The organism is Massilia sp. Masssp94, from assembly GCF_059491305.1.
On the sequence record NZ_CP168501.1, the window covers coordinates 5,440,253 to 5,465,913 of the forward strand.

Below are 25,661 nucleotides of genomic sequence, written 5' to 3' on the forward strand. Positions count from 1 at the left end.
GCCCGCGCCACGACGACGACCATGTTCATTTCCAGGCTCCAGCGTAAGGGCGCCGCCGGCTTGCGGGGCCGGCTGTCGGTGCTTGCATGCGTTCTCGTCGTCATGGCCGGCGCCGCGCGCGCCGATACCCAGGCGAACGGAAGCTCCGGCCAGGTCGTGCGTCAGATCGAGGCCGCTTATCTGTACAAGTTTGCCAGCTTTGTCGAATGGCCGCCCGAGGCGTTTGCCCGGCCCGACAGCAGCTTCACGATCGGCCTGGCCGGCTCGGACGCGCTGGCCGACGAACTCGAGGCCAGCCTGGCGGGACGCACCGTGAACGGGCGCAAGGTGGCCGTGCGCCGGCTGCGGCGCGGCGAGGCGCCGACCGACGTGCAGATGCTGGTCGTCGGCACGCCGGATGCCCGCTGGGCGCGCGAGCTGTATGCGGCCATCAAGGACCGCCCGGTCCTGACGGTCGCCGAACCCGGTGCCGAGCCCGGCGCCGACAGCATGATCAGCTTCACCGTCGTCGACGACCGCCTGCGCTTCGAAGTGGCGCTCAGGCCGATCAAGCCGAGCCGTCTGAAGATCAGCGCACTGATGCTGAGTGCAGCTTACAAAGTGGAAAAAGGGAATCCGTGATGCTGCGCTCCTACTCCATCCGCAACAAGATGTTCGTCATCGTGTTGTCGACCACGCTGGTGGCGCTCGCCGTGGCGCTGGTCGGCAATGTGGCCGGCGACATCTGGACCTACCACCGCGGGCTCGTGACGGAAATGACGACCCAGTCGACGCTGCTCGGACGCATGACGGCGCCGGCACTGGCGTTCGACGATCCGAAGCTGGCGACCAGCAACCTGCACTTGTTCGACACCTGGCCGAACATCGAGGCCGCGGCGATTTATGACGAGCACGGCAAGCTGTTCGCGTCGTATGTGCGCCCTGGCCACGGCAAGGACCTGCCGGTGCTGCCGGAGGCGGACGGCGCGCAGGTCGACGGGGCGCGCCTGAACGTGTTCCGGCGCATCGTCGGCGAGAGCGGCATCGTCGGCACCGTCTACATGTGTGCCAGCTACGATCCGACGAGGACTGTTGCGGTCGACGTCGCCATCGCCGTGGTCGTCTGGCTGATCGCGATGGCGATTGCCCTGTTGATGGTCGTGCGCATGGAGAAGCTGGTGAGCCGTCCAATATTGGCGGTCGCGGAGACGGCGCGCGACGTGGTGGCCCAGCGCGACTATTCGCGCCGCGTCGAAGCCAGCAGCAGCGACGAAGTCGGCATGATGGTGGGCGCGTTCAACGACATGCTCGGCGAGATGGAGCGCCGCACCGGCGAACTGGAGTCGTCGAACCTGGCCATCATGCGCGAAGTGGAACAGCGCGAGCGCGCCCAGCGCGAGGTCATGCGCCTCAACGTCGACCTCGAGCAGCGCGTGACGGAGCGCACCTCGGAGCTGGAACTGGCCAAGGCGGCGGCGGAGGAGGCGAACCAGGCAAAATCGTCGTTCCTGTCGAGCATGAGCCATGAATTGCGCACGCCGCTCAACGCCATCCTCGGCTTTACGCAACTGCTTGCCAACGACGCCCAGCCGAACAACGTCGAGCGCAAGAAGGAATTTACCGGCTACATCCTCAAGGCGGGAAAACACCTGCTCACGCTGATCAACGAGGTGCTCGACCTTGCCAAAGTCGAGTCCGGGGCGGTCACGCTGTCGCTCGAGGCCGTGGCGCTCGAGGAAGTCATCCAGGAATGCCGGGCCATGATCGAACCGCTGGGCGACCAGCGCGGGTTGCGCATGACGTTTCCCGACGCGCCGGGCGTGACCGTGCTGGCCGACCGGACGCGCCTGAAGCAGATCCTGTTGAACCTGTTGTCGAACGCGATCAAATACAATCGGGCCGGTGGCGTGGTGGCGCTCGACTTTGTGCCGGACGCGGCACGGCGGGTGCGCATTTCCGTGCGCGATTCCGGGCCCGGCCTGAGCGCGGCGCAAATGGAGGAGCTGTTCCAGCCGTTCAATCGCCTGGGACAGGAAGCGGGCACCGAGGAGGGAACGGGCATCGGCCTCGTCGTCACGAAGCGCCTGGTCGAATTAATGAACGGCAGCATCGGCGTGACCAGCACGGTCGGGATCGGCAGCGTGTTCTGGATCCAGCTCGACAGTGTGGCGCCGGCCGCGTCCGGCACCGCGGACGGCGCGGCGGCGCCCTCGCCCGCGGCCGCGGCGCGGGATCCGCTTGCCGTCGGCCATGGCTACACCTTGCTGTATGTGGAGGACAATCCCGCCAACCTGAAACTGGTCGAATCGATCATCGCGCTGAGCCCGGACCTGCGCCTGCTGTCGGCGCCGGATGCCCACCTCGGCATTGCGCTGGCGCGCGCGCATACGCCCGACCTGATCCTGATGGACGTGCACCTGCCCGGCATGAGCGGCATCGACGCGCTCAAGGTCCTGCGTGCCGACCCCGCCACGGCGGACATACCGGTGATCGCCGTCAGCGCCAGCGCCATGTCGCACGACATCGCACTGGCGATGAGCAATGGTTTTTTCCGATATGTCGCCAAACCGATCGATATCGCAGAATTTTCCGCCGCGATCGACAGCGCGCTGGAAGCCAACGGCGCCGTTCGCCGTCCAACCATAGCGGAGCGAAAAGAGGGGCCATGATTTCCTTATCCGACATCCATCGTGCCCGCATCCTGATCGTCGACGACCAGGAAGCAAACGTCAAACTGCTCGGCTATATGCTCGAAGACGCGGGGTACACGTGCGTCACGCTGGCTACCGACTCGCGCACCGTGCTCGACCTGCACCGCGCGAATCGCTACGACATCATCGTGCTCGACCTGAACATGCCGCACATGAACGGCTTCCAGATCCTCGAGGGCCTGCGGCCGCTGGAAAGCGACGGCTACCTGCCGGTGCTCGTAGTCACCGCCGAGCCCGCGCACAAGCTGCGCGCACTGGAAGCCGGCGCCAGGGATTTCGTCAGCAAGCCGTTCGACCAGGTCGAGGTGCTCACGCGCATCCGCAATATGCTCGAGGTGCGGCTGCTGTACACGGCGACACGCGAATATGGCCTGCGCCTGGCCCGCTTCGACACGGTCACGGGCCTGCCGAACCGCATGCTGATGCACGCCTCGCTCGACCAGGCGCTCGCGCAGGCGCAACGCGACGGCGAGATGGTCGCGGTGATGGCGATCGACCTGGACCGCTTCAAATACGTCAACGATACGCTCGGCCACGTCGGCGGCGACGAGTTGCTGTGCCAGTTCGCGCAGCGCCTCGGCGACTGCGTCCCCGCGCGCGCCGCCCTGGGCCGCGTCGGGGGCAACCAGTTCGGATTGGTACTGGCGGGACCGCAAATGCAGCATGACGTGCTGCAGATCGACCAGCGCATCAGGGCGGCCCTGCGGCGGCCCTTCGCCCTCGAGACGCAGCACTTCACGATGACCGCGAGCATCGGCGTCGCGCTTTATCCGGCCGACGCCACCGATGCGGCGACCCTGCTCAAATATGCCGATACGGCGTTGCACCAGGCCAGGGCCGAGGATCGGGGACGATGCCACTTCTTCACCGATGAAATGAACGTCCAGGCGCGGCGCCGGCTGACGATCGAGAACGCACTGCGCGCGGCCATCGGCAACCATGAGTTCGAGCTCCATTACCAGCCGAAGGCCGGGATCAATACCGGCCGCATCACGGGGGCCGAGGCCCTGCTGCGCTGGAATCGTCCGGGGCACGGCCTGATATCGCCGGGAGAGTTCATTCCCGTGCTCGAGGACACCGGCCTGATCGTCGAGGTCGGAAGCTGGGTGATCGACGCCGCATGCCGGCAGATTGCAGCGTGGACGGGCGTGATGTCGGCGCCGATGCATATCGCCGTCAACGTCTCGGGCCGCCAGTTCGCGGGCGGCGGCCTGGAGACGGCCGTGCTGGAGGCGATCGACGCGCATGGCATCGACGCCGGCATGCTGGAGCTCGAAGTGACCGAAAGCGCGCTGGTCGACAATGTGGAATGCGCGGTCGCCACCCTCCAGCGTCTGCGGGCGCGCGGCGTGCGCGTGTCGATCGACGACTTCGGCACCGGTTATTCCAGCCTGGCCTATCTGAAACGGCTGCCGCTCGATGCCCTGAAAATCGACATCGCGTTCATCCGCGAGGTCACGACCAATCCGGACGATGCGGCCATCACGGAGGCCATCATCGGCATGGCGCACAGCCTGAAGCTCGACGTGATTGCCGAGGGCGTGGAAACGGTGGCCCAGCTGTCCCTGCTCAGGCGCTATCGCTGCGACCAGATGCAGGGTTTCTACTTCAGCCGCGCGGTGCCCGCGCAGCAGTTCGAGGCGATGCTCCGTCAAGGCGCGGCCCTGGCGCTGCCGCAGGACCTGGCGGCGGCACCGCCGCGTACCCTGCTCATCATCGACGACGAGCCGAGCGTGCTCGCGTCGCTCAACCGCCTGCTGCGCCGCGACGGTTATCGCATCCTGACGGCATCGGGCGCGGCGGAGGGATTCGAGATGCTGGCGCTCCATCCCGTTCACGTCATCCTGTGCGACCAGCGCATGAGAGGGACGAGCGGCACCGAGTTCCTCGGTAAAGTGAAGGAGATGTATCCCGACACGTTCCGGATCGTGTTGTCGGGGTACCCCGACCTCGACACCATCATGGACGCGGTCAACCTCGGGGCGCTGTATCGCTTCTTTACGAAACCATGGGACGACGAGGTGCTGCGCGGCAGCATACGCGCCGCGTTCCGGCACTACTGGCAATTGCACGGCATGGAGCCGGACAATGGCCGGCCGGCGCCGCCGTAAGAGGCCTCAGGCGCGCGCCGTGCCGGGCGGGCCCGCGGCCGCATCCGTGTCGTCCGCCCCCAGCGCCCGCCGCAGGTCGTCCAGGCTGGCCGGCTTGGTGAGATGCAGGTCGAACGCGGCGCCATCCGGCGGCGCGTGCGCGGCCACGCCGGCACGGCGGCCGTAGCCGGTGAGCGCCGTCAGCCGCAGCGGTGTCACGGCCGCGCGGCGCATGGCGGCGGCGAGGGCGTAGCCGTCCATGTCGGGCAGGCCGATGTCCAGGATCGCGGCGTCCGGCGGCCAGGCCGCCTGCACGTCCAGCGCCGCGTTCGCCGTGTGCGCTGTTTTCACTTCGTGGCCCAGTTCGCGCAGGATCGCGGCCGTGAGGGCGGCGGCGTCCTCGTTGTCGTCCACGACCAGGACGCGCAGCGGCCGGCTCGCCGCGCGGATGGGCGCGGGCGCCGTGGCGGACGGCGGTGCGCCGAGCGGCAGCATGATCTCGAAGCGGCTGCCCAGGCCGGGCCCGTCGCTGTGCGCGCTCACGCGGCCGCCGTGCAGCTCGACGATGCGCTGCACGATGGCGAGACCGAGTCCCAGGCCGCTGTGGTGCGCCAGCGCTTGCGGCGCCTGGTAGAACGGTTCGAACACGCGCTGCGCCAGCGCGGTATCCATACCTAGGCCATTGTCGGCGACGACGAGGCGGGCTACGCCGCCCGCGCGCTCGAGGACGACGTGCGTGTCCGTGCTGCCGAAGCGGGCCGCGTTCGACAACAGGTTGCCCAGCACCTGCGCAAGACGGTGCTCGTCGCCGGCGACCCACAGCGCCGCGGGGGCCTGCAGGCGGAGCGGCTGGTCGGGCCTGGCGGCGACGGCGTGGCGCACGACGGCCGCCAGGTCCACGGGGGCGACGTCGATGCGCAGCTTGCCGGACGCGATGCGCGACACGTCGAGCAGGTCGTCGACGAGGTGTTTCAGGTGCGCGACCTGGCGCCGCATGATGCCGCGCTCGCGGCGCGAGGCGGCGTCGTCGCGCAAGTCCATCAGGTCGAGCGCGCCGGCGATGGGGGCCAGCGGATTGCGCAGTTCGTGGCCCAGCACGGCGAGGAACTCGTCCTTGGCGCGGCCGGCCTGGCGCGCCAGTTCCAGCGCGTCCTCGCGGTCCCGCTCGTGCGCCGCGCGGCGTGCGCCCGCGGCCCGCAGCGCCGCGCCCATCGCGTCGATTTCCTGGATGCGCGACGAGGGCACCACCGGGTCGGTGCCGGCGCCGAGGGCGGCGGCGCCCGCCGCGAGCGTCGCGATGCGGCGCACGATGCGGCGCGCCAGCAGCGTCGCGAGACCGATGCTGAGCGCGAGCGACAGCGCGATGCCGGCCCCGTACCACGCAAAGCCCGCCCCGCCGGCCCAGCCCGCGGGCGGCGCGCCGACGGCGACCGTCCAGCCGTAGCGCGACAGCCGCGTATAGGCCGTCGTGACGGCACTGCCTTCGAGCGTGACGGTGGCGCCGGCGCCTTCCGGGCCGTTCAGCCGGATCAGCCGCGCCAGGCTCGGGCTGGGCGGCCCGCCGGCGTGGTCGCCCAGGCCGTGCGAACGGGCGACGATCGCGCCGTCGCCGTCCAGCACCGAAATCACCGAGCCGGCCGGCACCTGCTGGCGCGCGAGCGCGCGCATGATGCGGTCGGGCTGGACGACGGCCGTCAGCACGTACGGATGGCCGGCGGCGTCGCTGACGGGAAAGCGCACGGGGACGGCGGCCCGCCCGCCCTTGCCGTGCGCGACGTGGCCGATGACCGGGCGGCGCAGCAGCAGCGCCTGGCGCAGGCTGGACGGATCGGCGACGGGTTGCGGCGGCGCGTCGAAGGGCGCGGTCGTGCGGAAGACCATGTTGCCGTCGCCGTCGGCCAGGATCACGCCCAGCCATTCCGGCTGCGCCCGGGCCTGGTCGCGCGCGATGGGGTAGAAGGCCCGCACGTTGCCGTCGCCGAGCGCAGGCGTGCGCGCGATGCTGGCGAGGGTGGCGACGGTGCCGTCCAGTTCCGCGTCGACGGTGCTCGACAGCGCGCGTGCGAGGTCCAGCAGCGCCCGTTGCTGTTCGCTCTGGTGGTACTCGGCGGCGAGATGCACGCTCCAGGCGCCCAGCGCGGCCAGCGGGAGCAGGCCGGTCGCCGTCAGCAGGACGAGGAGGTGACGCAGGGACAGCGAGGGGCCGCGTTGGGCGCGCATGGAATCGGGATTCGAGAAAAGGCCGATTATAAGTCCAAACCGGTGCGGCGGACATTTGCGCATGCGTTGGTGAAATTGGGTGATTCGGCAATTAACCATTTGTGGAAAACCAAATGTCTGGAAGCCGCAACAACCGTAGATTCTCACAAAATATTTCACGGAAAGGACGCGGGAAGCGCTCGAAGCGCAAAAACTGGCGATATTATATTTACGGAGCTCATCGATAAATGACTTGCGGAATTCGCGGCGGTCATTGAAACAAGAGGTTTTATATATATTTCAGGAATGAAATATGACGCCACAACGACTGTCGATATCGGAAACGCCCATTCGCGTCATGGTGGTGGAAACCCACCAGTTGATCCTGTGGGCTTTGACCAAACTGATCAATAGCCATCGGCCGGGCATGGAAGTGGTGGCCGTCGCCGGCACGCAATCCGATGCGTTGTTCCAGTTGCCCACGGCGGTGCCCGACCTCGTGCTGATGAAGTACGAACTCGCGGTCACGGCCCGCCAGGCCGACCTGCCCGAGGCGTTGACGTGCGGGCGCCACACGCTGCTGTTCGCGGAAGAGGTGGAGACGGACACGCTGGCGTCGACGCTGCGCTGCGGGGCGCACGGCCTGCTGAGCCGCCGGTCCAGCGCCGACGAGATCGTCAAGGCCATCGAGAAGACGCATCAGGGCGAACTGTGGTTCGGCCGCGAAGCGACCTGTCTCGCGCTCAACGCCTTGCGTGGCGGCGAGCCGGTGCGGGCGCATCCGCACCACGACGGCCTCGACGCGCTGACGCCCCGCGAGCGGCGCGTCCTGCAGACCGTGGTGGTCAACAAGGTCCGGACGAATCGGGATCTGGCGAAAATCCTGTTCATTTCCGAATCCACGTTGCGGAATCACTTATCGTCGATTTATCAGAAACTGGGCGTGAGTAATCGGCTCGATTTATATGTATACGCGCAAAGCCATTTGGTAACAAATACCGCCGAAATGGCCTGAATCGCGGTTCCCTGATTAATGGAGGAGCAGCGGGGCGATGGTCCGGATAATCTGGATGATGGCCGGTCCGAGCACCACCATGATAATCGCCGGGAAAATGAACAGGACCAGCGGGAATAGCACCTTGGTCGGGATTTTCGCGGCCTTTTCTTCCGCCCGGGTCTGGCGTTTGTGGCGCAAGTCGTCGGAAAACACCCGCAGCGAATCGCCGATGCTGACGCCGAACCGGTCGGCCTGGGTCAGCATCGTCGCGAACGACGTCAGTTCCTCGACGCCCGTGCGCAGCGCCAGGTTGCGCAGGGACGTCTCGCGCGTGCCGCCGGCGCGCATCTCGAGGTTCGCCAGCTGGAGCTCTTCGGCCAGGGCCGGGCTCCGGGCCTGCATTTCCTCGGCCACGCGCGTCAGCGCCGTGTCCACGCCCAGGCCCGCCTCGACGCATACGAGCAGCAGGTCGGCGGCGTCGGGGAAGCCGTCGAAGATGTCGCGCTTGCGCGCGCGCGCGGCCAGCGCCAGCGCGATGTCCGGCAGGTAGCAGCCGGCCGTCGCCGCGGCGACGACCCACAGCAGCAGGGTCATGCCCGTCGCCTCGTGCGACACGCGCAGGGCCAGGTACGTGGGCGCGCCGGCCAGCGCCGGCAGCAGCGTCTTCAGGCCGAAGAACAAATGCGGCGCCTTCGGATGGCGGATCCCGGCATGCATGAACCTGACGCGGATCGGCGACGTGTCCCAGTCGCCGGACGGCGTCGACAACCGGGCGAACGGCGTCACGGCGTCGGTGATCCGCTCGCGCCAGGCCGGCGCGGCCGGGGCGCCGGGCGCCAGCGCGTGCAGGCGCTGGTCGGTGCGGTCGGGGGCCAGCCACAGGTACAGGCCGACACAGCCGAAGCTGACGGCGAGGAACACGACGATGGGCAGTAACATGGCGTTCTCCTTCAGACACGGATACGGGTGATGCGGCCCAGGACGACGATGCCGAGCAACATCATGCACAGCAGGGCACGCAGCATGGCGACGCCGATGGGGTCGACCCACAGCGGCCGCATGAAGTCGGGATTGACGAGGTACAGCAGGGCACCCAGCAGGAAGGGCAGCAGGGCCAGCGTCCAGGCGGACATCCGGCCTTCCGCCGACAGGACGCGCACGCGCGCGAGCAGTTTCAGGCGTTCGCGAATCAGGTGGCTCAGGTTGCCGATCACTTCCGCCAGGTTGCCGCCCGACTGCCGCTGGATCAGGACGGCCACCGCGAAATACCGGTAGTCCGTCAGCGGCACGCGCTCGCACAGGCCCGCCAGTGCCTGCTGCAGCGAGACGCCGAAGCTGACCTGCTCGTGCACGAGCCGGAACTCGGCGGCGATCGGCTCCGGCATTTCATCGGCCAGCATCTGGATGCCCAGCGGCAGCGAGTGGCCGGCGCGCACGGCGCGCGTGATGAGGTCCAGCGCTTCCGGCAGCTGCTGATCGAGCCGGCGCAGGCGGCGCCGGCGTTGCGTCGCCACGTAGCCCCAGGGCAGGGCGGCCAGCAGGCCCGCGAGGACGAGGCGGAAGTACAGCGGCTGCGCGCCCATCATGCCCAGCGCCAGCCCGGCGGCGCCGGCCGCGGCGCTGAGCAGCAGCAGGCGCGCGACGGTCCAGTGCAGGCCGGCCTGGCCGAGCAGGTTGTGCAGGGTCGACGCCACGACGACGCCGCTCAGGATGCGGGCCACGAACGACAGCTCCGACAGGCGGCCCCGCTTCAGCAGCGGGCGGCGGGCCGGGCTGGCGGCCGTGTGCGCGAGCTGGTCGAGGCGCCGCTGCAGCCGCATCGCCTCCGGGCCGCGGCGCGCGCGGTACAGCAGCCACGCGCCCTCGACGAGCAGGATGACGGACACGAACACCAGCAGCAGGATCACGAACAGGGCATGGCCGGACGGGTTCTCTGACATGACGCTCTCCTCAGGCAAGGCGGCGGGACGGATCGAACATGTGGTCGGGCAGGTGGATGCCGAATGCGCGCAGCCGCTCCGCGAAGCGGGGACGCACGCCCGTCGCCTGGAAATGGCCGACGATGCGGCCGTCGCCGTCGACGCCCGTCTGGTGGTAGGCGAAGATTTCCTGCATCGTGATCACGTCGCCTTCCATGCCCGTGATCTCCTGGATGCTCGTGACCTTGCGCCGGCCGTCCGTCAGGCGCAGCGCCTGGATGACGACCGTGATGGCGGACGCGATCTGCTGGCGCGCCGCCTTGTGCGGCAGGTTCAGGTTGGCCATGCCGATCATGTTCTCCAGCCGCGACAGCGCATCGCGCGGCGTGTTCGCGTGGATCGTCGTCAGCGAGCCTTCGTGGCCCGTGTTCATGGCCTGCAGCATGTCGACCGCCTCGGCGCCGCGCACCTCGCCGATGATGATGCGGTCCGGCCGCATCCGCAGGGCGTTCCTGACGAGGGCGCGCGCCGTGACCTCGCCCTTGCCCTCGATGTTCGGCGGCCGCGTTTCCAGGCGCACGACGTGCGGCTGCTGCAGCTGCAGCTCGGCCGCGTCCTCGATCGTCACGAGGCGCTCGGCCGCGGGGATGTAGCCGGACAGGATGTTCAGCAAGGTCGTCTTGCCAGCGCCCGTGCCGCCCGAGATCATCATGTTGACCTTCGCGCGGCTCAGGCCCTCGAGCATGTCGGCCATGTCCGGCGTGAGGCTGTGCATCTCGTCCACCAGGTTCGTCATCCTGAGCGGGATGTGCGCGAAACGGCGGATCGACATCATCGGGCCGTCCAGCGCGACGGGCGGGATCACCGCGTTCACGCGCGAGCCGTCGGGCAGGCGCGCGTCGACCATCGGGCTCGATTCGTCGATGCGGCGGCCGACGAGCGACACGATCTTGTCGATGATGCGCATCAGGTGGCGGTCGTCCGTGAACGTGACGTCGGACAGTTCCAGCTTGCCGTGGCGTTCGACGTAGACCTTGTCCCACGCGTTGACGAGGATGTCGGAGACGGCCGGATCGGCCATCAGCAGTTCGAGCGGTCCGAAGCCCAGCATCTCGTGCTGGATGTCGCGCACGAGCATGCGCCGTTCGAGGCCGCTGACGGGCGTGTCCTCGTCCAGCAGCATGCCGTCGATCGCGGCGGCGATCTCCTGGCGCAGGCGGTCGGCCGGCAGGCTTTCCAGTACCGTCAGGTCGAACCGGTCGAGCAGCTTCAGGTGCATCTGCTCCTTCAGCTGCTTGTAGGCGTCGCGCAGGATCGCCTGCTGGGCGCCGGTCTTGCCGGCATCCGCGGCGACGGGCATGCTGAGTTTATCGCGCAGGGACATGGCATCCTCCGTGGGTGGGTCAGGCGCGGCGGAACAGGCGGTCGAACAGGCCTGCGGGCGATCCCGCGGCAGATGGCTCGGCGGCGGGCGCCATCGCGCCGCCCAGTTCCGACAGGCCACGGATCACGCCGTGCTTGCGCTCCAACTGCACGAGCGGCACGCCGTGGTTGATCGCCGTGCTCACCTGGCGCCAGCCGTTCGCGATCATGTGGATCTCGTGCGCGCCCAGGGTGCGCCGGATCTTGTCGAGCGTGATGTCGTCGCGCTTGTCGTAGCGGTTCAGCAGCAGCTCGATCTTGTCCTTCGGGTAGTCGAGCGAGCGGAACACGGACAGCAGCTTGTCGGCATTGCGCAGGTGCGGCACGCTGGCCTGCAGCACGAGGAAGATCGACGCGGCCTGGTCCAGCGCCGTCATCAGCATGGCATCCACCACGCGCGGCAGGTCGAGCAGCACGAAGTCGTACTGCGTGACGGCCAACTTGAGGATGGCGTCGATGTGCTCCGGGCGGATGTCGGCGGCCTGGCCCGGTTCTTCCGGCGCCGCGAGGATGCTGTACGTGGGCGTGACCTTGATGGTGCTGGCCTGCAGCAGGGGAGGATCGAGGCGGTTGATGTCGCGCGCCAGGTCCGTGATCGTGCTCGCCGCGCGGGTGTCCTGCAGGAAGCTGAGCGCGTCGCCGAACTGCAGGTTCAGGTCGATCAGCAGCACCTTGTGCGCCTGCGCCAGCTGGTAGCCGAAGTTCGTCGCGAGGAACGTCGTGCCGCTGCCGCCGCTCGTGCCGATGAAGGCGTGGATCTTGCCGTGGTTGGCCGTGCGCACGGCCGACAGCTTCACGGCCGCGCGTTCGACGGCCGCCAGCAGCTCGCCGGGATGCACGGACGGCAGCACCTCGCGCACGCCGGCCCGCATCGCGTCGATCAGGAAGCCGGGCGCGCGCGCGGTGGACAGCAGCAGCACCGCCACGCCGGGACATTGCAGGGTCGTGCGCTCGATCTGGGCGAAGTCGAGCGCCTTGTCGTCGCGGCCGTCCAGCAGCAGCACGTCCGGCGCCAGTGCCTTGGCGAGCGTGCGCAGCTCGGCCGCGTTGCCGGCCGTGCTCATGATGTCATGGCCCGTGATGGCCAGGATCGAGGCCGCCAGCTTGAGGAAGGCCTTGTCCTCGGAAACGATTACGATTTTCATGGTGTCCTCTCGATGGGCTAGCAGAGCAGGGGGTTGTAGGTCATCATCTCGCGCGGGAGATAGGTCGAAAAACCGGGCAGCATCACCAGCGGGCTGGCCAGCAGGCTCGGGATGGGCGCGATCCAGCGGAATTGCAGGCCCGTGATCGAGACGGTGACGGATTCGCAGTTGGTCGCATCGCAGTTGGCTGGCTGCCAGGCGACGTCGATGTCGGAAATCTGCGGCATCAGGCCCCGCATCGTCGCGAGGATCCGTGCCTTGTCGGTCGGATCCGCGCACACGACGGCGTACCGGGCGCCGGCGCGGGCGGTCTCGCCGGCGACGTTCCACGTGTACAGCAGGCGCGCAAAGTCGAGGATGCCCAGCACGAAGCCGAGGAGCAGCAGGAAGGCGAGGGCGAATTCGACGCTGGTCGAACCCTTTTGTCTGGTGTTCATGACGGGCTCCGCATCGTGGCCTGGATCGTGCCGAAGACGATGTTGTTGAGACGCATGCCGAACACGTTGCCGGCCATCGGCACGAACGTGAATCCGGTGACGCTGACGGTGACGGTGTTCATGACCGGGTAGCTGCCCGTCGTGCTCCAGACGGGATCGGGCACGTTGGACGGCGTCAGTCCCGCGATGCGCGGGGAGCCGGTGCCGTTCGGGTTCCCGTAGACGATGATGTTCCTGGCGTTGGCGATGCCCGTGCCCTGGGCGCGGACCGACAGGTAGCGCGCCGACTGCCGTACCGCTTTCGTGATCGTGTCGTACTGGTAGTAGGCGCGGCCGAATTCCGTCGTCAGGAACAGCAGCATGACGAGCAGCGGCAGGACCAGGGCAAACTCGACGAGCGCAACGCCTTTGTGGTTCTTCATGGCGAACTCCTAACGTACGAGGACGGGAACGAGCGGCCCCGCGAGACCGCCCGGGAGACCGTTGGCCGTGCAGGGACTGGCCGCATCCGACGCGTTGCCCAGGAATTCCAGCTGCACGTCGTCGAACGGCGAGGGAATCGGCTGCAGCATGAGCATGCACGCGAAGTCGATTACGTTGCTGCCGCCGTCGACGACCGGCACCACGACGAGCCGCCGGTTGCTGCCGTACTTTTTGAGGTCACCGTTCGGCCCGCCCGTGGCGACCGTCTTGAACTGGTTGAGTTTGAGTTTGGTCAGGTTCTCACAGGCACTGACCGACGCGGCGCAGTTGGTAAAACTCTGGCGCTGATCGACGAAATCGTTGTAGGCATTGCTGCCAGCCTGCCAGGTGCCGGCCTTGGTATATACGTAGCCAGTAAAATCGGGGCTCGCGACATCCGGTCCGCTGTTGTTCTTGTAGATGCCGAAGCGTGTGTTCCAGGTATCCGCGATCGTTCCCTGCACACCGGGCGTGCCCAGCTTGCTGCCCACCCTGGTGCCGCAATAGCCTTTCAGTTCTGCTTCCGTTTCCGAGGCGCTGCTGCTGCCGTCCAGGTTCGCCCAGCCGATCTGCCCGGCTGAGGCATTGCTCTTGCTTAACAGCGTGACCCATTCGCCCTTGACGAACCCGTAATTGGGTTTGGCGCCGCCCGCCTTCGGTTTCAGTGCGAGGGGCATGGGGCAGGCCGACTGGGCCGGCGTGGTCGTCGCTTCCGCCAGGGCGGCGACGTCCATCTTCGCGGCGAACGCCGAGGAGCCGACGAGCAGGCCGGCCATGTGGACGAGGTTCGTCGCCGTGTCGTGCTGGGTGTGGTTGCAGCGTACGTAGCGCGCCGTCGCACTGGTGGCGCCCACGTCGTGGTTCTGGTCGCGGAACGTGATGTCGGCGGCCGTCACCTGGCCCTTGCCTTTCCACGTCGCGGACTGCAGGTCGACCCGGTTCGCGTTGCCGGCCGCGATGCCGGCATTGGTGGCCCGTGCCAGCGCATCGGGCTGGCCGTTCAATTCCTGCGCGGCGGCGAGGGCGCACGCGTCCATCGACGTTTGCAGTTCCGTCCGGATGATGAAGAGATGGCCGAGATCGAGCGCCAGTCCCATGAAGCCGAGCAGCAGGAACAGCAGGAGCGCGACGGTGACGATGACCGCGCCCGCTTCGTTTCTCCTCTGTTTGATCAGGAACCGCATGATCGTCCTCCTCCTCTCGCGATTCGTGGACCTGGCTTCCGGCAGAGGACCAGGTCCACGGTGGCCCGGTCTAGGTGCCGCTAGGGGTGCAGTTGCCGTTCAGGCAGTTACCGATCTTGGTGGCCAACGCCGAGAACGGATCGGAACCGGCGATCTTGGCGAGGCCGATGGCCAGCGCGATCGACACCAGGGCGATGATGAGTCCGTATTCGACGACTTGCGAACCTTCTTCTTCGCGTGCAAAGTCGGCGGCCAGGGTTTTCATGGTGGTCAGGATGTCCATGTCGAAGTCCTTTCAATGACTGGTTGGTGGAAAATCATGGGTCGACCGCGGTCGGCCCCTTGCTGCTTCTGCTACTACTTCATATCGGAGCCGACGGCGCTCCGCATTCGTCCAGGTGTGTCCTTTCAAGCTGATCGTGAGTGGAACATGTTCACCGGCCGCCGGAGCCGCCGTTGCCTGCGCCGAGCGCGCCGCCGATGTTGACGACGTTCACGACGGGCGGCGGCTCCTTGAACGAATCCCGGTAGCGCTTGATCGCTTCCTTCGCGGCGCGGCCGTCGATGCCCTTGACCTCGTCGGGGCGGCTGCCCGCGGCGGGATCGATCGTCATCGCCAGCCTGGCCTCGCGCACGGCCGCGCCCAGCTGCATGTCGTAGCGCGGGGTCGGGGTCGCCGCGCAACCGGCGGCCAGCAGCGCCAGCGCGCATACGGTGAGGGTCTTCATTTGTCGCTCCTTTCGAGGCTGCCGTTGAGGTACACGTCGGCCCGTGCCGGCGGCACGTGGTTGTCGGTGGGCAGGCGCGGCGTGGCGGCCAGCGGCTTGACGAGGCGGGGCGTGACGACGAACATCAGCTCCGTCTGGTCCTTCTGGAATTCGCTGCTGCGGAACAGCGCGCCGAGCACGGGGATCTCGCCCAGGCCGGGGAAGCGCTTGACCGTCTCCGTCGTGTTGTTCTTGATGAGGCCCGCGATGACGAAGCTCTGGCCGTCGTTCAGCTGCACCGTCGTGTCGGCGCGCCGCACGGTGAACGAGGGCAGCACCGAGGTGACGCCGTTGATCGTCGCGAACGGGTTGCCGGTCTGCGACAGGTCGGACACCTCGGACACCATCTTGAGGTTGACGCGCGCGCCGCCCAGCACCGTCGGCGTGAACTTGATGCCGATGCCGAATTCCTTTTCTTCCAGCGTGATCGTCGTGAAGCCGCCGGCGCCCGGATCGCGCGCGACCGGGATGAAGATCTTGCCGCCCGAGAGGAAGCTGGCCTGCTGGCCGCTGACGGCCATGATGTTCGGTTCCGCGAGCACGCGCACGAGGCCGTCGTCCTTCTGGCCGTCGACCTGCAGCGTCGTGCGGCCGAGCCGCATCGCCTGGGCGAAGCCGCCGCCTTCGCTGAGGAAGTTCGACAGCAGCGAGAACGTGTCCGTGCCGCCATTGCGGCTGCGGGCGAGGCCGACGCTGGAACCAAGTTTGTCGAGCAGCGTCTTGCTGACTTCCGCGATCTTCACCTCGAGCATGACCTGCTGGGCGCCCGCGACGTGCAGCAGGTTCACGACCTTCTTGCCGTCGCCGTAGGACGCGGCCAGCGCCAGCACCTGGTCGAGGACCGCGGCGTCGCTGACTTCGCCCGTCAGCACGAGGCTGTTTTCGGCGGCCTTGACGCGGATGCCGCGTTCGTCCGGCACCAGGTCAGCCAGCAGCGACTGCAGCGCTTCCGGATCGACGGTCACGACGATGTCCTTCAGGTGGCAGCGGCCGTCGGCATCCTGCAGGATCACGTTCATCGCGCCCGTCTTGCGGCCGAGGACGAACAGCTCCGTGGGGGCCAGCAGCGTGATGCGCACTTCCGACACGCCATCCTGTTCCGGCGCCGGGGCCGGCATGGCGGGCGCCGGCATGCCCGGCAGGGCGGCCGGTTGCGCCACGGCGGCACGCTGGCCGGGCTGGGCGCCGCCGACGGCCATGCGGATGACCGAATACGGCAGCATCACGACGGTCGACTTGCCGAGCGTGACATACGACGGCTGCTCGACCTGAGTGGCGGTGCACTGGCACAGCGCGGCGGCGTCGTGCCGGGCGGTCGCTGCCGAAGCCGCTGCGGCGGCGTTGGCGCAGCACAGCGCGGCGGCCGCGAGGGTGGTGAGGACGGTATGGCGCACGATTGACTCCTGTCCGGTTGCGTGGTTGCTAGTTGAAGCAGCTCTGCCTGGTCGAACCATCCGGCATCTCGATGACTTCGATGCAGTGGCTCGGCGCGGCGGGTCGCGGCCGGGGCGGCGTCACGCGGACGGGCGCCGCGGTCTTGAAGACTTTCGGCTCGCCCAGCAGTTCGGTGCGGGTGATGCCGGCTGTGCTGACGGTCGCTTCGTCCGACTGGTTGCGCAGGGCGAGCGACAGGGTGCCGATGCTGCGGGCCAGGTCGAGTTTTTCCGAGTCGGCCAGCGACAGCTCGAGCGTGACGGCGTTGACGACCTTCGGCTTGGTGTCGTCGCGGCCTGCTTCCTGCGCCACGGCCAGCACGAGCACATGTTCGAGCACCGTCTTGCTGATCGGCTTCGTCTCGCCCTTGCCCTCGTCGCGCTGGGCGTGGACGAGGATGTCGACGTAGTTCCCGGGGAGGGCGAAGCCGGCCACGCCGACGACGTCGTTGACGCGCACCGTCATCGCCCGCTTGCCCTCGGCGATGACGGCGGACAGGCCGCCCATCGTGCCGGCCGGGGCCAGCTTGCCGTCGATGATGGCCTCGCCGCGCACCACGTCCAGCTTGACGACGCGGGCCTTCAGCGCGGCGGGATCGGCCACCGCGCCTGTCGGCAGCGCGGTGGCGGGCCAGTCGATCGTCGTCAGCATTTCCGGTTCGAGCCGGCTGCCGGCCGGAATGTCGACGGTGGCGACGACCACCTTGTTGGCCGCGACCTTGTTGTGCCGGTCGACCCAGTTGTTGGCGTAGAGGGCGGCCACGAGGCCGAGGACGGCTGCGACCAGCAGCAGGGCGAATGCCTTGACGTTTTTCATGATGTCACCGGAGTCGTGTCGGAAGTCAGAGGAAACCGAAGTGCGCGGCGACGGTCGTCGTGATGGTGCCCAGCGCGAGGGGGACGCCGTACGGCAGCCTGCCGACGGAACCGTAGCCCGTCGTCGCGATCCGGACGGGAACGCCGGCCGCCACCGCGATGCCGCCCAGGTGCAGGATCCGCATGACGTTGCCCAGCATGACGCGCAGGTTGCGGTGGGCCAGCGCAAAGGCGATGGCGCACGCGCCGCCGGCGGCAAAGGAGCCGATCAGGGCGAGCGGGATGGCCTGCAGGCCGAGCAGCGAACCGGCCATCGCCATCAGCTTGACGTCGCCTGCGCCCGTGAGGCGAAGCAGCCACAGCGGAAACAGGACGGCGAAGCCGGCGCCGGCGCCGGCCAGCGCCCACAGGATGCCGTGGTCGCCCCAGAACGGCACGAACACGCTGTAGCCGAGGCCGAAGGCCAGGCCGCCCATCGTCAGCCAGTTGGGGATGCGCTGGTGGCGCACGTCCAGCACGGCGGCCACCACGAGCAGCACGAACAACACCACCGTGCGGGGATTCGTCGCCAGCATGCCGGCGAGTGCGAGAAAGGCGTCGAGCTCATTCATGTTGTTTGCTCCCTGCGTGACTCAGACCAGATATTAGTTTTCTTAGTGTCAATGCTTGGGAACAAGTCTATCGATAGAGAAATTCGCGGGCATCAGCCGAGTGTCCCGGTTTCGCTAGACAAACCTCCTGTTTATGCGTGGCAAACCCAGTACGGAACGACTAGTTTCATGGTCCAGCTTCCTTGCAACGTCCGCGCGGTCTCCTATGCTGCAAGGAGGCGGGGACATGGGGAGGACGACATGACGGGCTTGAAGAACGAAGTGGTCGACGGCCTGCGGACGGCGCTGAGAGGGCCGCTGCTGCAGCCGGGCGACCCGGACTACGATGGCGCGCGGCAGATCTGGAACGCGATGATCGACCGCCGGCCGGCGCTGATCGCGCGCTGCGCCGGCACGGCCGACGTGTGCACGGCCGTCGCGTTCGCGCGCGACCACGGCCTGCCGCTGGCCGTGCGCGGCGGCGGCCACAACATCGCCGGCAATGCGATCTGCGACGACGGGCTCGTGATCGACCTGTCGGGGATGCGGAGTGTCCACGTCGACCCGGACGCCTGCCTCGCGTACGTCGACGGCGGCGCGCTGCTGGCCGACGTCGACCACGAGACGCAGGCCTGCGGCCTCGCCGTCCCGCTCGGCATCAACTCGACGACGGGCGCGGCGGGCCTGACATTGGGCGGCGGCTTCGGCTGGCTGTCGCGCATGCTGGGGCTCACGGTGGACAGCCTCGTGGGTGCCGAGATCGTCACGGCGGACGCGCGCCGGCGCCACATCGGTCCGCGCCAGGAGCCGGATCTGTTCTGGGCGATCCGCGGCGGCGGCGGCAACTTCGGCGTGGTCACGCGCTTCGAATTCGCGCTGCACGCCGTCGGGCCGCTCGTCACGGCCGGGCTGGTCGTGTTCCCGGCAGCGCAGGGACAAGCGGTGCTGCGGCGCTACCGCGACTACGTGGACACGCTGCCGAACGACGTCTCGATCTGGGCCGTATTACGCAAGGCGCCGCCGCTGCCGTTCCTGCCGCAGGCCGTGCACGGCCAGGACATCGTCGCGCTGGCCGTGTTCTCGCCACGCCCGCCGGAGGAAGCGGAGCCGGTGCTGGCGCCCGTGCGGTCGTTCGGCGACGTGCTGGGCGAACACGTGGGCGCCGTCCCGTACGCGGCGTGGCAGAAGACGTTCGACCCCCTGCTGGCGCCGGGCGCGCGCAATTACTGGAAGTCGCACAACTTCACCACGCTGTCCGACGAGGCCGTCGACCTCGTGCTGCGCTACGCCGCCGCGGTGCCGACGCCGCAGTGCGAGATCTTCCTGGGCCTCATCGGCGGCCGCGCGAACGAGCCGGCCGTGGACGCCACCGCGTATCCGCACCGCAATGTGATGTATGCGATGAACGTGCACGGGCGCTGGCTCGATGCCGCCGACGACGCGCGCTGCGTGGCCTGGGCACGGGAGTTCTTTGCGGCCGTGGCGCCGTATGCGGCCGGCAGCGTGTACATCAATTTCCTGACTCAGGACGAGGGGGCGCGCATCCACGAGGCGTACGGCACGAACTGGGACCGGCTCGTGCAGGTGAAACGTCGCTACGATCCGGACAACCTGTTCCGCTTCAATCACAACATCGCACCAAGCGGGTGACGATCACCCCAGCGCCAGCGCGACGGCCGCCTCGGCATGCAGCCCCGTCGTGTCGTACAGTGGCACGGGGCTGTCCTCGGGCCCGACGAGCAGCATGATTTCGGTGCAGCCGAGGATGATCGCTTCCGCGCCGGCCGCGACCAGGCGCCGGATCACGCCGCGGTAGGCCTCGCGCGACGCCGCTTCGATGTGTCCTTGCACGAGCTCCTCGTAGATGATGCGATGGACCGTGGCGCGATCGTCCGCATCGGGCACGAGCACCTCCAGGCCGTGCCTGTCGGCCAGCCGGCCTTTATAAAAATCCTGTTCCATCGTGAAGGCGGTGCCCAGCAGGCCGATGCGCTCGTATCCAGCAGCCTTGATGCGCGCGGCGGTCGGGTCGGCGATGTGCAGCAGGGGCAGGTCGACGGCGGCCTCGATCTGCGGCGCCGCCCTGTGCATCGTGTTCGTGCAGATGACGAGGAAATCGGCGCCGCCGCGCTGCAGCCGCTGCGCCGCCTCGACCATCAGCCGCGCCGCATCGTCCCAGCGGTCTTCGCGCTGCAGGACGGCGATGTCGTCGAAGTCGAACGACCACATGAGGCTGCGCGCCGAATGCAGGCCGCCGAGACGGTCGCGCACGCCCTCGTTGATGAGGCGATAGTATTCGGCCGAGCTTTTCCAGCTCATCCCGCCCAGCATCCCGATGATCTTCTGCGTCATGCGTATCCCCTGTCGGTGTGTAGCCGTCGAGTATAAGCGGTTGTGCGCCCGCGCACGGACGGCGCGTCAGCGGATCACGTCCAGCGCCGCGAATTCCCGCACCGCGAAGTCGACGAACGCGCGCAGCCGCGGCGCCATGTGGCGGCTGCTGGGCATGACGAGGTGCACGGGCGCCGGTTCCGGCTCGTAGTCCACGAGCAGGCGGCGCAGCACGCCGGCCCGCAAATCCGGCTCGACCTGGTACGACAGCGCCCGTGCGATGCCGAAGCCGTCGCGTGCGGCCGCCAGCATGGCTTCCGTATCGTTCATGCGCAGGCGCGGGCTGTAGCGCACCACGTGCTCGCGGCCGTCCGCGCGGAAGCGCCATTCGGCCACGCTGCGTACGGCCGTCGACATGATCAATTCGTGGCCAGCGAGGTCGGCCGGGACCGCCGGCGTGCCGCGCCGGTCGAGGTAGGCGGGGCTCGCGACCGTCACGCGCCGCACCTCGCCCAGCCGGCGCGCGACGAGGCTCAGGTTGGCCAGCGCGCCGATGCGCAGCGCGGCGTCGATGCTTTCCTCGATCAGGTCCACGTTGCGGTCGGACAGCGTCAGGTCGACCTGGATGTCCGGATGCAGCGCGAGGAAGCGCGTGACGACGGGCGCCACGTGGCGGCGGCCGAACACGGTGGGCGCCGTGAGCCGCAGCAGGCCGCGCGGCGTGCCGGCGCCGGGCGGCTGCAGCGCGGCGTCGTAGTCGGCCAGCAGGCGGCGCGCCTGTTCCGCGAGGCGCAGGCCTGTTTCCGTCGGCGTGAGGCGGCGCGTGCTGCGTTCGAACAGCCGGGCGCCGGCGCGGCTTTCCAGCGTCCCCAGGATGCGCGTGACGGCCGCCGGCGAGCGGCCCAGCTTGCGCGCGGCGGACGCCATGCTGCCCGCGTCGAGGATGGCGAGGAACACGTGCAGCTCGTCGAGTCGGTCCATGATTATTGCAAAAGTCGGAATGCTGAATTGTCATTATGCCGGATTCCGGCGTGAATGGTCCGGCGCTACGATGCAGGGACCGACAACGACCACAGAGACGACCATGACCCGCATCCTCCACGGCACCCCCCTGTCCGGCCACACGCACCGCGCCCGGCTGTTCCTGCACCTGCTCGACCTGACCTACGACTTCGCCGACAGCCCGGCCGACGTGCGCAAGTCGCCCGCGTTCCGCGCGCTGAATCCTCTGGGCCAGATCCCGGTGCTGCAGGACGGCGACGTGGTGCTGGCCGACAGCAACGCCATCCTCGTCTACCTCGCGAAGCGCTACGCGCCGGGCAGCGCCTGGCTGCCGGAAGACCCTGTCGGCGCCGCCCGCGTGCAGCGCTGGCTGTCGCAGGCGGCGGGCGAGATCATGTTCGGCCCGGCCGCCGCGCGCGTGTCGGCCCGGTTCTACGACACCGGCGTGCCGGCGCCGCTGTCGCAGGCGCTGGCCGCCCGCGTGCTGGGCCTGATGGAAGGCGAGCTGGCCACGCGCGAGTGGCTCGCCGGCACCGCGCCCACGATCGCGGACGTCGCTTGCTACAGCTATATCGCGCACGCACCGGAAGGCGGCATCGCGCTCGATCCGTACCCGCGGGTGTGCGCGTGGATCGCCCGCGTGGAGGCGCTGCCGGGCTTCGTCGCGATGCCGGGGGAGTGAGGCGATCATGGATGGCGACCGTATCCCGATGCCGTTCCACAAAGGCGAGTTGATCGCGCAGGCGCTGGCCGGCGTCGACCCGTTCAACGCGCCGATCCGCAACCGCATGCCGGACCAGCACCGGACCTTTTTTCCGCTGCTGCCGTTCGTGGCCCTGGCCGTCGCGGACGACGAAGGCTGGCCGCTGGCGACTCTTGTGCAGGGGCCGCCGGGCTTCGCCAGCTCGCCCGATCCGGCGCGCCTCGACGTGGCCGCGCTGCCATCGCCCGGCGATCCCGTGCGTGCGCGGCTGGTGGCCGGCTCGAACGTGGGCATGCTCGGCATCGACCTGGCCACGCGCCGGCGCAACCGGCTGAATGGCATCGTCGCGATACGCGGAGAGGCCGGATTCGCGGTCGACGTCGCGCAATCGTTCGGCAACTGCCCGCGCTACATCCACGTGCGCGCGCTGCAGCCGGTCGAGCGCACGGCCGGCCCGGTGACGGCATTCGATGCCGACCTGCCGGCACGGGCGCGCGCGATGCTGGCGGCGACGCCCACGCTGTTCGTGGCCAGCGCCAGCGGCGCCGATGCGCAGGACGGTGCCGCGGGCCTGGACGTCTCGCACCGGGGCGGCCCGGCCGGCTTCGCGCGGCTGGATGGCGACGTGCTCGCTGTGCCGGATTACGCGGGCAACCGCTACTTCAACACGCTCGGCAATTTTCTGGCGGAGCCGCGCGCGGCGATCGTGGTGGCCGACTTCGCGACCGGCGACGTGCTGCAGCTGCAGGGTGTCGTCGAGGTGGACTGGGAGGCGGCCGAGCCGGAACGCACGCCGCCGGTGGAGCGGACGTGGCGGTTCCGGATCGTGCGCGGGTGGTTGCGGCCGGGGGCGTTCGGACTGACCGGTTAAACCACGACCTTCCACAATTGCGTCGGCAACGCCGCCGGCGCCTCCGGCTTGAAGAACGCCGAGTCCTGGATGTGCGACGTGGTCACGTAGATCGTCCCGTCCGGTCCCTGGCCGAACGTATCCGGCCAGCGCAGCCGCTCGTCCTGCACGACGATGCGCGCCTGCGCCGACGGGCCTTCGGACAGGTCGCGCACCTTGATCGCATCGTCCTGCACGGACGTCAGGTACATGAGCTCCGTGCCGCGCGCGATGAGGAGGCCGTCGTTGACGCCGTTCTTCCCGTACGGTTCGACCTGTGCGCCGACATCCTCGCCCCGGAACCCCGGACCGGTGAGGGCGGCCGTCGGGATGCGATACAGCTCGTCGCCCTTGATCGCCTGCCAGTACAGGTACTTGCCGTCGCCGGACAGCTCGATGCCGTCCGCCGAGAATTCCACGCCGCGGCCGTCCGGGCGGCGCAGGACCTTGCCGTCGGCCGTCACGTCCAGGCCCTTCTTCATCTGCGTGGACGGGTGGCCGTCCAGCACGCGCGCCGCCTTGCCGGACGCGATGTCGACGACGAGCAGCGCGCCCCGCACGCCGGAATCGGTGATGTAAGCGACCTTGCCGTCGCTCGAGAAGCGCACGTCGTTCAGGTAGGAGCCTTGCGGCGCGGCGTCCTCGTCGAAGGCGATCGTCTGCGTCACCTTGTCGGTCGCGAGGTCGATGCGCACGAGCTTCGCGCCGCCGGCCACCAGGTGCGCCTGCGCCGGCGCGGCCGGGTCGAGCACCCACAGGCTGCCGCGCTGGTCGGCGACGACGCTCTGCACGCACACCCAGTGGTCGTGCGGCGTCACCTCGTCCTTCTTCGCGTTGCGCCAGCCGTTCCAGCCTTCGTCCGGGTACGGGCGCAGCCGGCCATCCTTCAATTCGGCGACGGACACCGCGGTGTCCTCGGTCCAGCGCGGGAAGTTGACGAAGATGCGGCCGTCCTCGGCGACGGTCACCCCCGTCACCTGGTGGCCGAAACCGGCGACGAGTTCGATGCTGCTCATGGGGTTCCTTTCGTTGGTTGGATTCAGGCGGCGCGCCGTTTGACGGCCAGGTCGTTGGCGGCGGTCTCCTGCGCGAGGCGCCGTTCCAGCATCGCGAGCACGGCCGCCTCTTCGGGCTGCAGGTCCTTCAGGTCCTCGACGAGGCTTTCCTCGGCGCGGGCACGCAGGCCCTCGAGCATCGTGCCGTCGAGGTAGGCGTCCAGCACGGCCGGGTGCACGTAGCACTTGCGGCAGACGGACGGCGTGTTGCCCAGTCGTTCCGCGACGGATTCGATGGCGCGCACGACGTTCTTCTTCGCCTGCGTGTCGGAATCGACGGCTTCGAATTCCTGCAGCGCCATCGCGGCGAGGACGGTCCCGGACCACGTGCGGAAATCCTTCGCCGTGTAATCCTCGCCGGTGATCGTGCGCAGGTAGTCGTTCACGTCGCTGGATCCCACCGTGTGCGTTTCGCCATCTTCGTCGAGGTACTGGAACAGATCCTGGCCGGGCAGGTCGCGCGTGCGCTGGATGATGCGGGCGAGGCGCCGGTCGTGCACCTTGACGTCGTGGTATACGCCGCTCTTGCCGCGGAAGCGGAACCCGACTTCGCTGCCGTCGATCCTGACGTGGCGGTTGCGCAGCGTGGTCAGGCCGTACGACTTGTTCTCGCGGGCGTATTCGTCGTTACCGATGCGCATCATCGTCGCTTCCAGCAGGTAGACGATCGTCGCGAGGACTTTTTCGCGCGGCAGGCCGGGGAGGGACAGCGCGCGGTCGACTTCCTTGCGGATCTGCGGCAGCGCCTTGCCGAACTTGATCATCCGTTCGTACTTGACCTCGTCGCGCACCTCGCGCCATTTCGGGTGGTAGCGGTACTGCTTGCGTCCGCGCGCGTCGCGGCCCGTCGCCTGCAGATGGCCGTTGGCCTGGGGGCAGATCCACACGTCCGTCCACGCGGGAGGGATCGCCAGCGACTTGATGCGCTTGAGGGTGGCCTCGTCCTCGACGGGTTCGCCCTTCGCGTCGAGGTAGCGAAAGCCGTCCTTGACCGGCTCGCGCAAGATGCCCGGACGGTCGTCGTGGACGTAGCGCAGGCCCGCGGCCCTGGCGGCGGCAGGCGGATCGGTGTTCGGCACCGGGTCGTGCAAGGCGTGGTCTTCGCTCTTCATCGGGGACTCGTCGTTCGCAGTGAGGCTGCCGCCAGTCTACGCCGGCCTTCGTCGCGCACCGTTCGCGAACTAACGTAGTGCAGGCCCGTTAGAATGGCGCCATGCCCAGCAAATCACCCATCTTCCCCGGCCCGCGCACCGCGCGCGGCATGGTGCTTGCCATCCTGCTGTCCAACGCCGACCAGGCGGGCGCCGAGCCGCTGCGCGGCCGCGTGACGCTGGCCGCCATCGTCCGCGCGCTCAAGCGCAAGTACCACTGGCCGATCGAGACGACGAGCTTCCCGTCCAACGCGCCGGACGGCCGCGCGACGTGGGCCACCGTGTACAGCCTGCCGCCCGACGTCATCGCGAAAGCGCTGGACGGGCGGGGGCGCGACTGGTTGCGCAGCAGCCTGGGAACCGCCGACTAGTCCTGTTG

General features: G+C 68.5%; 25 protein-coding genes. 8 read left to right on the forward strand and 17 right to left on the reverse strand.

Translation table 11 applies throughout. The features are described from left to right. Positions 1 to 21 precede the first annotated feature (21 nt). The 3 genes from ACEN9G_RS24205 to ACEN9G_RS24215 are packed head-to-tail and all read left to right on the forward strand — an operon-like array spanning position 22 to position 4,801. Positions 22 to 621 carry a TOL_0243 family YfiR-like periplasmic protein gene (locus tag ACEN9G_RS24205; protein WP_413342162.1) on the forward strand — a complete coding sequence of 200 codons (600 nt, stop codon included), beginning with the start codon at positions 22 to 24 and terminating at the stop codon, positions 619 to 621. After that, complete coding sequence (locus tag ACEN9G_RS24210; protein ID WP_495605459.1) at positions 621 to 2,648, forward strand: sensor histidine kinase, YfiR-like protein-associated; 2,028 nt, start codon at positions 621 to 623, stop codon at positions 2,646 to 2,648. The genes ACEN9G_RS24205 and ACEN9G_RS24210 overlap by 1 nt, the downstream gene beginning before the upstream one ends. Further along, positions 2,645 to 4,801 (forward strand): EAL domain-containing protein, encoded by a 2,157-nt coding sequence (locus ACEN9G_RS24215; protein WP_413345209.1) that lies wholly within the window; start codon positions 2,645 to 2,647, stop codon positions 4,799 to 4,801. The genes ACEN9G_RS24210 and ACEN9G_RS24215 overlap by 4 nt, the downstream gene beginning before the upstream one ends. Before the next feature lie 6 nt (positions 4,802 to 4,807). Here ACEN9G_RS24215 and ACEN9G_RS24220 read toward each other — a convergent pair whose 3' ends face one another. Further along, positions 4,808 to 7,000 (reverse strand): hybrid sensor histidine kinase/response regulator, encoded by a 2,193-nt coding sequence (locus tag ACEN9G_RS24220; protein ID WP_495605460.1) that lies wholly within the window; start codon positions 6,998 to 7,000, stop codon positions 4,808 to 4,810. A gap of 292 nt (positions 7,001 to 7,292) precedes the next feature. Here ACEN9G_RS24220 and ACEN9G_RS24225 point away from each other — a divergent pair, with 292 nt between their 5' ends. Beyond that, positions 7,293 to 7,994, forward strand: coding sequence for a response regulator transcription factor (locus ACEN9G_RS24225; protein WP_413345687.1), 702 nt, complete (start codon positions 7,293 to 7,295; stop codon positions 7,992 to 7,994). Between the two features lie 15 nt (positions 7,995 to 8,009). Here the strand turns inward: ACEN9G_RS24225 and ACEN9G_RS24230 are convergent, their stop codons facing one another. The 12 genes from ACEN9G_RS24230 to ACEN9G_RS24285 all read right to left on the reverse strand — a co-directional run bounded on the left by ACEN9G_RS24230 (position 8,010) and on the right by ACEN9G_RS24285 (position 18,172). After that, positions 8,010 to 8,915, reverse strand: a complete 906-nt coding sequence (locus ACEN9G_RS24230) for a type II secretion system F family protein (protein WP_483127081.1) — start codon at positions 8,913 to 8,915, stop codon at positions 8,010 to 8,012. An 11-nt stretch (positions 8,916 to 8,926) separates the two neighbouring features. Next, complete coding sequence (locus ACEN9G_RS24235) at positions 8,927 to 9,916, reverse strand: type II secretion system F family protein (protein WP_483127082.1); 990 nt, start codon at positions 9,914 to 9,916, stop codon at positions 8,927 to 8,929. A gap of 10 nt (positions 9,917 to 9,926) precedes the next feature. Then, a complete protein-coding gene (locus tag ACEN9G_RS24240; protein WP_413345275.1) occupies positions 9,927 to 11,279 on the reverse strand; it encodes a TadA family conjugal transfer-associated ATPase in 1,353 nt (450 codons plus the stop codon). A 19-nt stretch (positions 11,280 to 11,298) separates the two neighbouring features. Further along, positions 11,299 to 12,462 (reverse strand): AAA family ATPase, encoded by a 1,164-nt coding sequence (locus tag ACEN9G_RS24245; protein ID WP_483127083.1) that lies wholly within the window; start codon positions 12,460 to 12,462, stop codon positions 11,299 to 11,301. 17 nt (positions 12,463 to 12,479) lie between these two features. Next, positions 12,480 to 12,899, reverse strand: coding sequence for a TadE/TadG family type IV pilus assembly protein (locus ACEN9G_RS24250; RefSeq protein WP_413344168.1), 420 nt, complete (start codon positions 12,897 to 12,899; stop codon positions 12,480 to 12,482). Further along, positions 12,896 to 13,321, reverse strand: a complete 426-nt coding sequence (locus tag ACEN9G_RS24255) for a TadE/TadG family type IV pilus assembly protein (RefSeq protein WP_413344166.1) — start codon at positions 13,319 to 13,321, stop codon at positions 12,896 to 12,898. Before ACEN9G_RS24255 ends, ACEN9G_RS24250 begins: the two co-directional genes overlap by 4 nt. Positions 13,322 to 13,330: 9 nt before the next feature. Beyond that, on the reverse strand, positions 13,331 to 14,545 hold the full coding sequence (locus tag ACEN9G_RS24260; protein WP_413344165.1) for a pilus assembly protein TadG-related protein: 1,215 nt from the start codon (positions 14,543 to 14,545) through the stop codon (positions 13,331 to 13,333). A gap of 70 nt (positions 14,546 to 14,615) precedes the next feature. After that, positions 14,616 to 14,828, reverse strand: a complete 213-nt coding sequence (locus ACEN9G_RS24265) for a Flp family type IVb pilin (RefSeq protein ID WP_413344164.1) — start codon at positions 14,826 to 14,828, stop codon at positions 14,616 to 14,618. 151 nt (positions 14,829 to 14,979) lie between these two features. After that, on the reverse strand, positions 14,980 to 15,273 hold the full coding sequence (locus ACEN9G_RS24270; protein ID WP_413344163.1) for a hypothetical protein: 294 nt from the start codon (positions 15,271 to 15,273) through the stop codon (positions 14,980 to 14,982). Continuing rightward, positions 15,270 to 16,706: a type II and III secretion system protein family protein gene (locus ACEN9G_RS24275; RefSeq protein ID WP_495605461.1), complete on the reverse strand. Its 1,437-nt coding sequence runs from the start codon at positions 16,704 to 16,706 to the stop codon at positions 15,270 to 15,272. Before ACEN9G_RS24275 ends, ACEN9G_RS24270 begins: the two co-directional genes overlap by 4 nt. A 28-nt stretch (positions 16,707 to 16,734) precedes the next feature. Continuing rightward, positions 16,735 to 17,562 (reverse strand): Flp pilus assembly protein CpaB, encoded by an 828-nt coding sequence (gene cpaB / locus ACEN9G_RS24280; RefSeq protein WP_483127085.1) that lies wholly within the window; start codon positions 17,560 to 17,562, stop codon positions 16,735 to 16,737. Between the two features lie 25 nt (positions 17,563 to 17,587). Beyond that, a complete protein-coding gene (locus tag ACEN9G_RS24285; RefSeq protein ID WP_413345864.1) occupies positions 17,588 to 18,172 on the reverse strand; it encodes an A24 family peptidase in 585 nt (194 codons plus the stop codon). Between the two features lie 240 nt (positions 18,173 to 18,412). Here ACEN9G_RS24285 and ACEN9G_RS24290 point away from each other — a divergent pair, with 240 nt between their 5' ends. Then, positions 18,413 to 19,801: an FAD-binding oxidoreductase gene (locus ACEN9G_RS24290; RefSeq protein ID WP_483127086.1), complete on the forward strand. Its 1,389-nt coding sequence runs from the start codon at positions 18,413 to 18,415 to the stop codon at positions 19,799 to 19,801. 3 nt (positions 19,802 to 19,804) lie between these two features. Here ACEN9G_RS24290 and ACEN9G_RS24295 read toward each other — a convergent pair whose 3' ends face one another. Then, positions 19,805 to 20,503 (reverse strand): aspartate/glutamate racemase family protein, encoded by a 699-nt coding sequence (locus tag ACEN9G_RS24295; protein WP_413345758.1) that lies wholly within the window; start codon positions 20,501 to 20,503, stop codon positions 19,805 to 19,807. Between the two features lie 66 nt (positions 20,504 to 20,569). Next, positions 20,570 to 21,463: a LysR family transcriptional regulator gene (locus ACEN9G_RS24300; RefSeq protein ID WP_483127087.1), complete on the reverse strand. Its 894-nt coding sequence runs from the start codon at positions 21,461 to 21,463 to the stop codon at positions 20,570 to 20,572. Positions 21,464 to 21,566: 103 nt separating this feature from the next. Between ACEN9G_RS24300 and ACEN9G_RS24305 the strand changes: the two genes are divergently transcribed. Both ACEN9G_RS24305 and ACEN9G_RS24310 read left to right on the forward strand, forming a co-directional pair. Beyond that, positions 21,567 to 22,166, forward strand: coding sequence for a glutathione S-transferase family protein (locus tag ACEN9G_RS24305; protein ID WP_413346223.1), 600 nt, complete (start codon positions 21,567 to 21,569; stop codon positions 22,164 to 22,166). A 7-nt stretch (positions 22,167 to 22,173) separates the two neighbouring features. Further along, positions 22,174 to 23,058 carry a pyridoxamine 5'-phosphate oxidase family protein gene (locus tag ACEN9G_RS24310; RefSeq protein WP_483127088.1) on the forward strand — a complete coding sequence of 295 codons (885 nt, stop codon included), beginning with the start codon at positions 22,174 to 22,176 and terminating at the stop codon, positions 23,056 to 23,058. Here the strand turns inward: ACEN9G_RS24310 and ACEN9G_RS24315 are convergent. Together ACEN9G_RS24315 and ACEN9G_RS24320 are read right to left on the reverse strand one after the other, a co-directional pair. Further along, a complete protein-coding gene (locus tag ACEN9G_RS24315) occupies positions 23,055 to 24,092 on the reverse strand; it encodes an L-dopachrome tautomerase-related protein (RefSeq protein ID WP_413345097.1) in 1,038 nt (345 codons plus the stop codon). The genes ACEN9G_RS24310 and ACEN9G_RS24315 overlap by 4 nt on opposite strands. Positions 24,093 to 24,115: 23 nt before the next feature. Further along, positions 24,116 to 25,243, reverse strand: a complete 1,128-nt coding sequence (locus ACEN9G_RS24320; protein WP_413345095.1) for a DNA topoisomerase IB — start codon at positions 25,241 to 25,243, stop codon at positions 24,116 to 24,118. Positions 25,244 to 25,344: 101 nt separating this feature from the next. On the opposite strand from ACEN9G_RS24320, the gene ACEN9G_RS24325 reads away from it, so the two are divergent. After that, positions 25,345 to 25,653 carry a hypothetical protein gene (locus ACEN9G_RS24325; RefSeq protein ID WP_413385101.1) on the forward strand — a complete coding sequence of 103 codons (309 nt, stop codon included), beginning with the start codon at positions 25,345 to 25,347 and terminating at the stop codon, positions 25,651 to 25,653. The last annotated feature ends 8 nt before the right edge of the window (positions 25,654 to 25,661 follow it).

What these genes read in the sequence shown, in the direction of transcription:
- ACEN9G_RS24250 (WP_413344168.1), bottom strand. Translation starts at nt 12,899, where the DNA reads ATGAACACCAGACAAAAGGGTTCGACCAGCGTCGAATTCGCCCTCGCC.
- ACEN9G_RS24240 (WP_413345275.1), bottom strand. Translation starts at nt 11,279, where the DNA reads ATGTCCCTGCGCGATAAACTCAGCATGCCCGTCGCCGCGGATGCCGGC.
- cpaB (WP_483127085.1), bottom strand. Translation starts at nt 17,562, where the DNA reads ATGAAAAACGTCAAGGCATTCGCCCTGCTGCTGGTCGCAGCCGTCCTC.
- ACEN9G_RS24315 (WP_413345097.1), bottom strand. Translation starts at nt 24,092, where the DNA reads ATGAGCAGCATCGAACTCGTCGCCGGTTTCGGCCACCAGGTGACGGGG.
- ACEN9G_RS24225 (WP_413345687.1), top strand. Translation starts at nt 7,293, where the DNA reads ATGACGCCACAACGACTGTCGATATCGGAAACGCCCATTCGCGTCATG.
- ACEN9G_RS24270 (WP_413344163.1), bottom strand. Translation starts at nt 15,273, where the DNA reads ATGAAGACCCTCACCGTATGCGCGCTGGCGCTGCTGGCCGCCGGTTGC.
- ACEN9G_RS24310 (WP_483127088.1), top strand. Translation starts at nt 22,174, where the DNA reads ATGGATGGCGACCGTATCCCGATGCCGTTCCACAAAGGCGAGTTGATC.
- ACEN9G_RS24215 (WP_413345209.1), top strand. Translation starts at nt 2,645, where the DNA reads ATGATTTCCTTATCCGACATCCATCGTGCCCGCATCCTGATCGTCGAC.
- ACEN9G_RS24245 (WP_483127083.1), bottom strand. Translation starts at nt 12,462, where the DNA reads ATGAAAATCGTAATCGTTTCCGAGGACAAGGCCTTCCTCAAGCTGGCG.
- ACEN9G_RS24325 (WP_413385101.1), top strand. Translation starts at nt 25,345, where the DNA reads ATGCCCAGCAAATCACCCATCTTCCCCGGCCCGCGCACCGCGCGCGGC.
- ACEN9G_RS24265 (WP_413344164.1), bottom strand. Translation starts at nt 14,828, where the DNA reads ATGGACATCCTGACCACCATGAAAACCCTGGCCGCCGACTTTGCACGC.
- ACEN9G_RS24255 (WP_413344166.1), bottom strand. Translation starts at nt 13,321, where the DNA reads ATGAAGAACCACAAAGGCGTTGCGCTCGTCGAGTTTGCCCTGGTCCTG.
- ACEN9G_RS24260 (WP_413344165.1), bottom strand. Translation starts at nt 14,545, where the DNA reads ATGCGGTTCCTGATCAAACAGAGGAGAAACGAAGCGGGCGCGGTCATC.
- ACEN9G_RS24305 (WP_413346223.1), top strand. Translation starts at nt 21,567, where the DNA reads ATGACCCGCATCCTCCACGGCACCCCCCTGTCCGGCCACACGCACCGC.
- ACEN9G_RS24230 (WP_483127081.1), bottom strand. Translation starts at nt 8,915, where the DNA reads ATGTTACTGCCCATCGTCGTGTTCCTCGCCGTCAGCTTCGGCTGTGTC.
- ACEN9G_RS24235 (WP_483127082.1), bottom strand. Translation starts at nt 9,916, where the DNA reads ATGTCAGAGAACCCGTCCGGCCATGCCCTGTTCGTGATCCTGCTGCTG.
- ACEN9G_RS24290 (WP_483127086.1), top strand. Translation starts at nt 18,413, where the DNA reads ATGACGGGCTTGAAGAACGAAGTGGTCGACGGCCTGCGGACGGCGCTG.
- ACEN9G_RS24205 (WP_413342162.1), top strand. Translation starts at nt 22, where the DNA reads ATGTTCATTTCCAGGCTCCAGCGTAAGGGCGCCGCCGGCTTGCGGGGC.
- ACEN9G_RS24210 (WP_495605459.1), top strand. Translation starts at nt 621, where the DNA reads ATGCTGCGCTCCTACTCCATCCGCAACAAGATGTTCGTCATCGTGTTG.
- ACEN9G_RS24300 (WP_483127087.1), bottom strand. Translation starts at nt 21,463, where the DNA reads ATGGACCGACTCGACGAGCTGCACGTGTTCCTCGCCATCCTCGACGCG.
- ACEN9G_RS24220 (WP_495605460.1), bottom strand. Translation starts at nt 7,000, where the DNA reads ATGCGCGCCCAACGCGGCCCCTCGCTGTCCCTGCGTCACCTCCTCGTC.
- ACEN9G_RS24320 (WP_413345095.1), bottom strand. Translation starts at nt 25,243, where the DNA reads ATGAAGAGCGAAGACCACGCCTTGCACGACCCGGTGCCGAACACCGAT.
- ACEN9G_RS24285 (WP_413345864.1), bottom strand. Translation starts at nt 18,172, where the DNA reads ATGAATGAGCTCGACGCCTTTCTCGCACTCGCCGGCATGCTGGCGACG.
- ACEN9G_RS24295 (WP_413345758.1), bottom strand. Translation starts at nt 20,503, where the DNA reads ATGACGCAGAAGATCATCGGGATGCTGGGCGGGATGAGCTGGAAAAGC.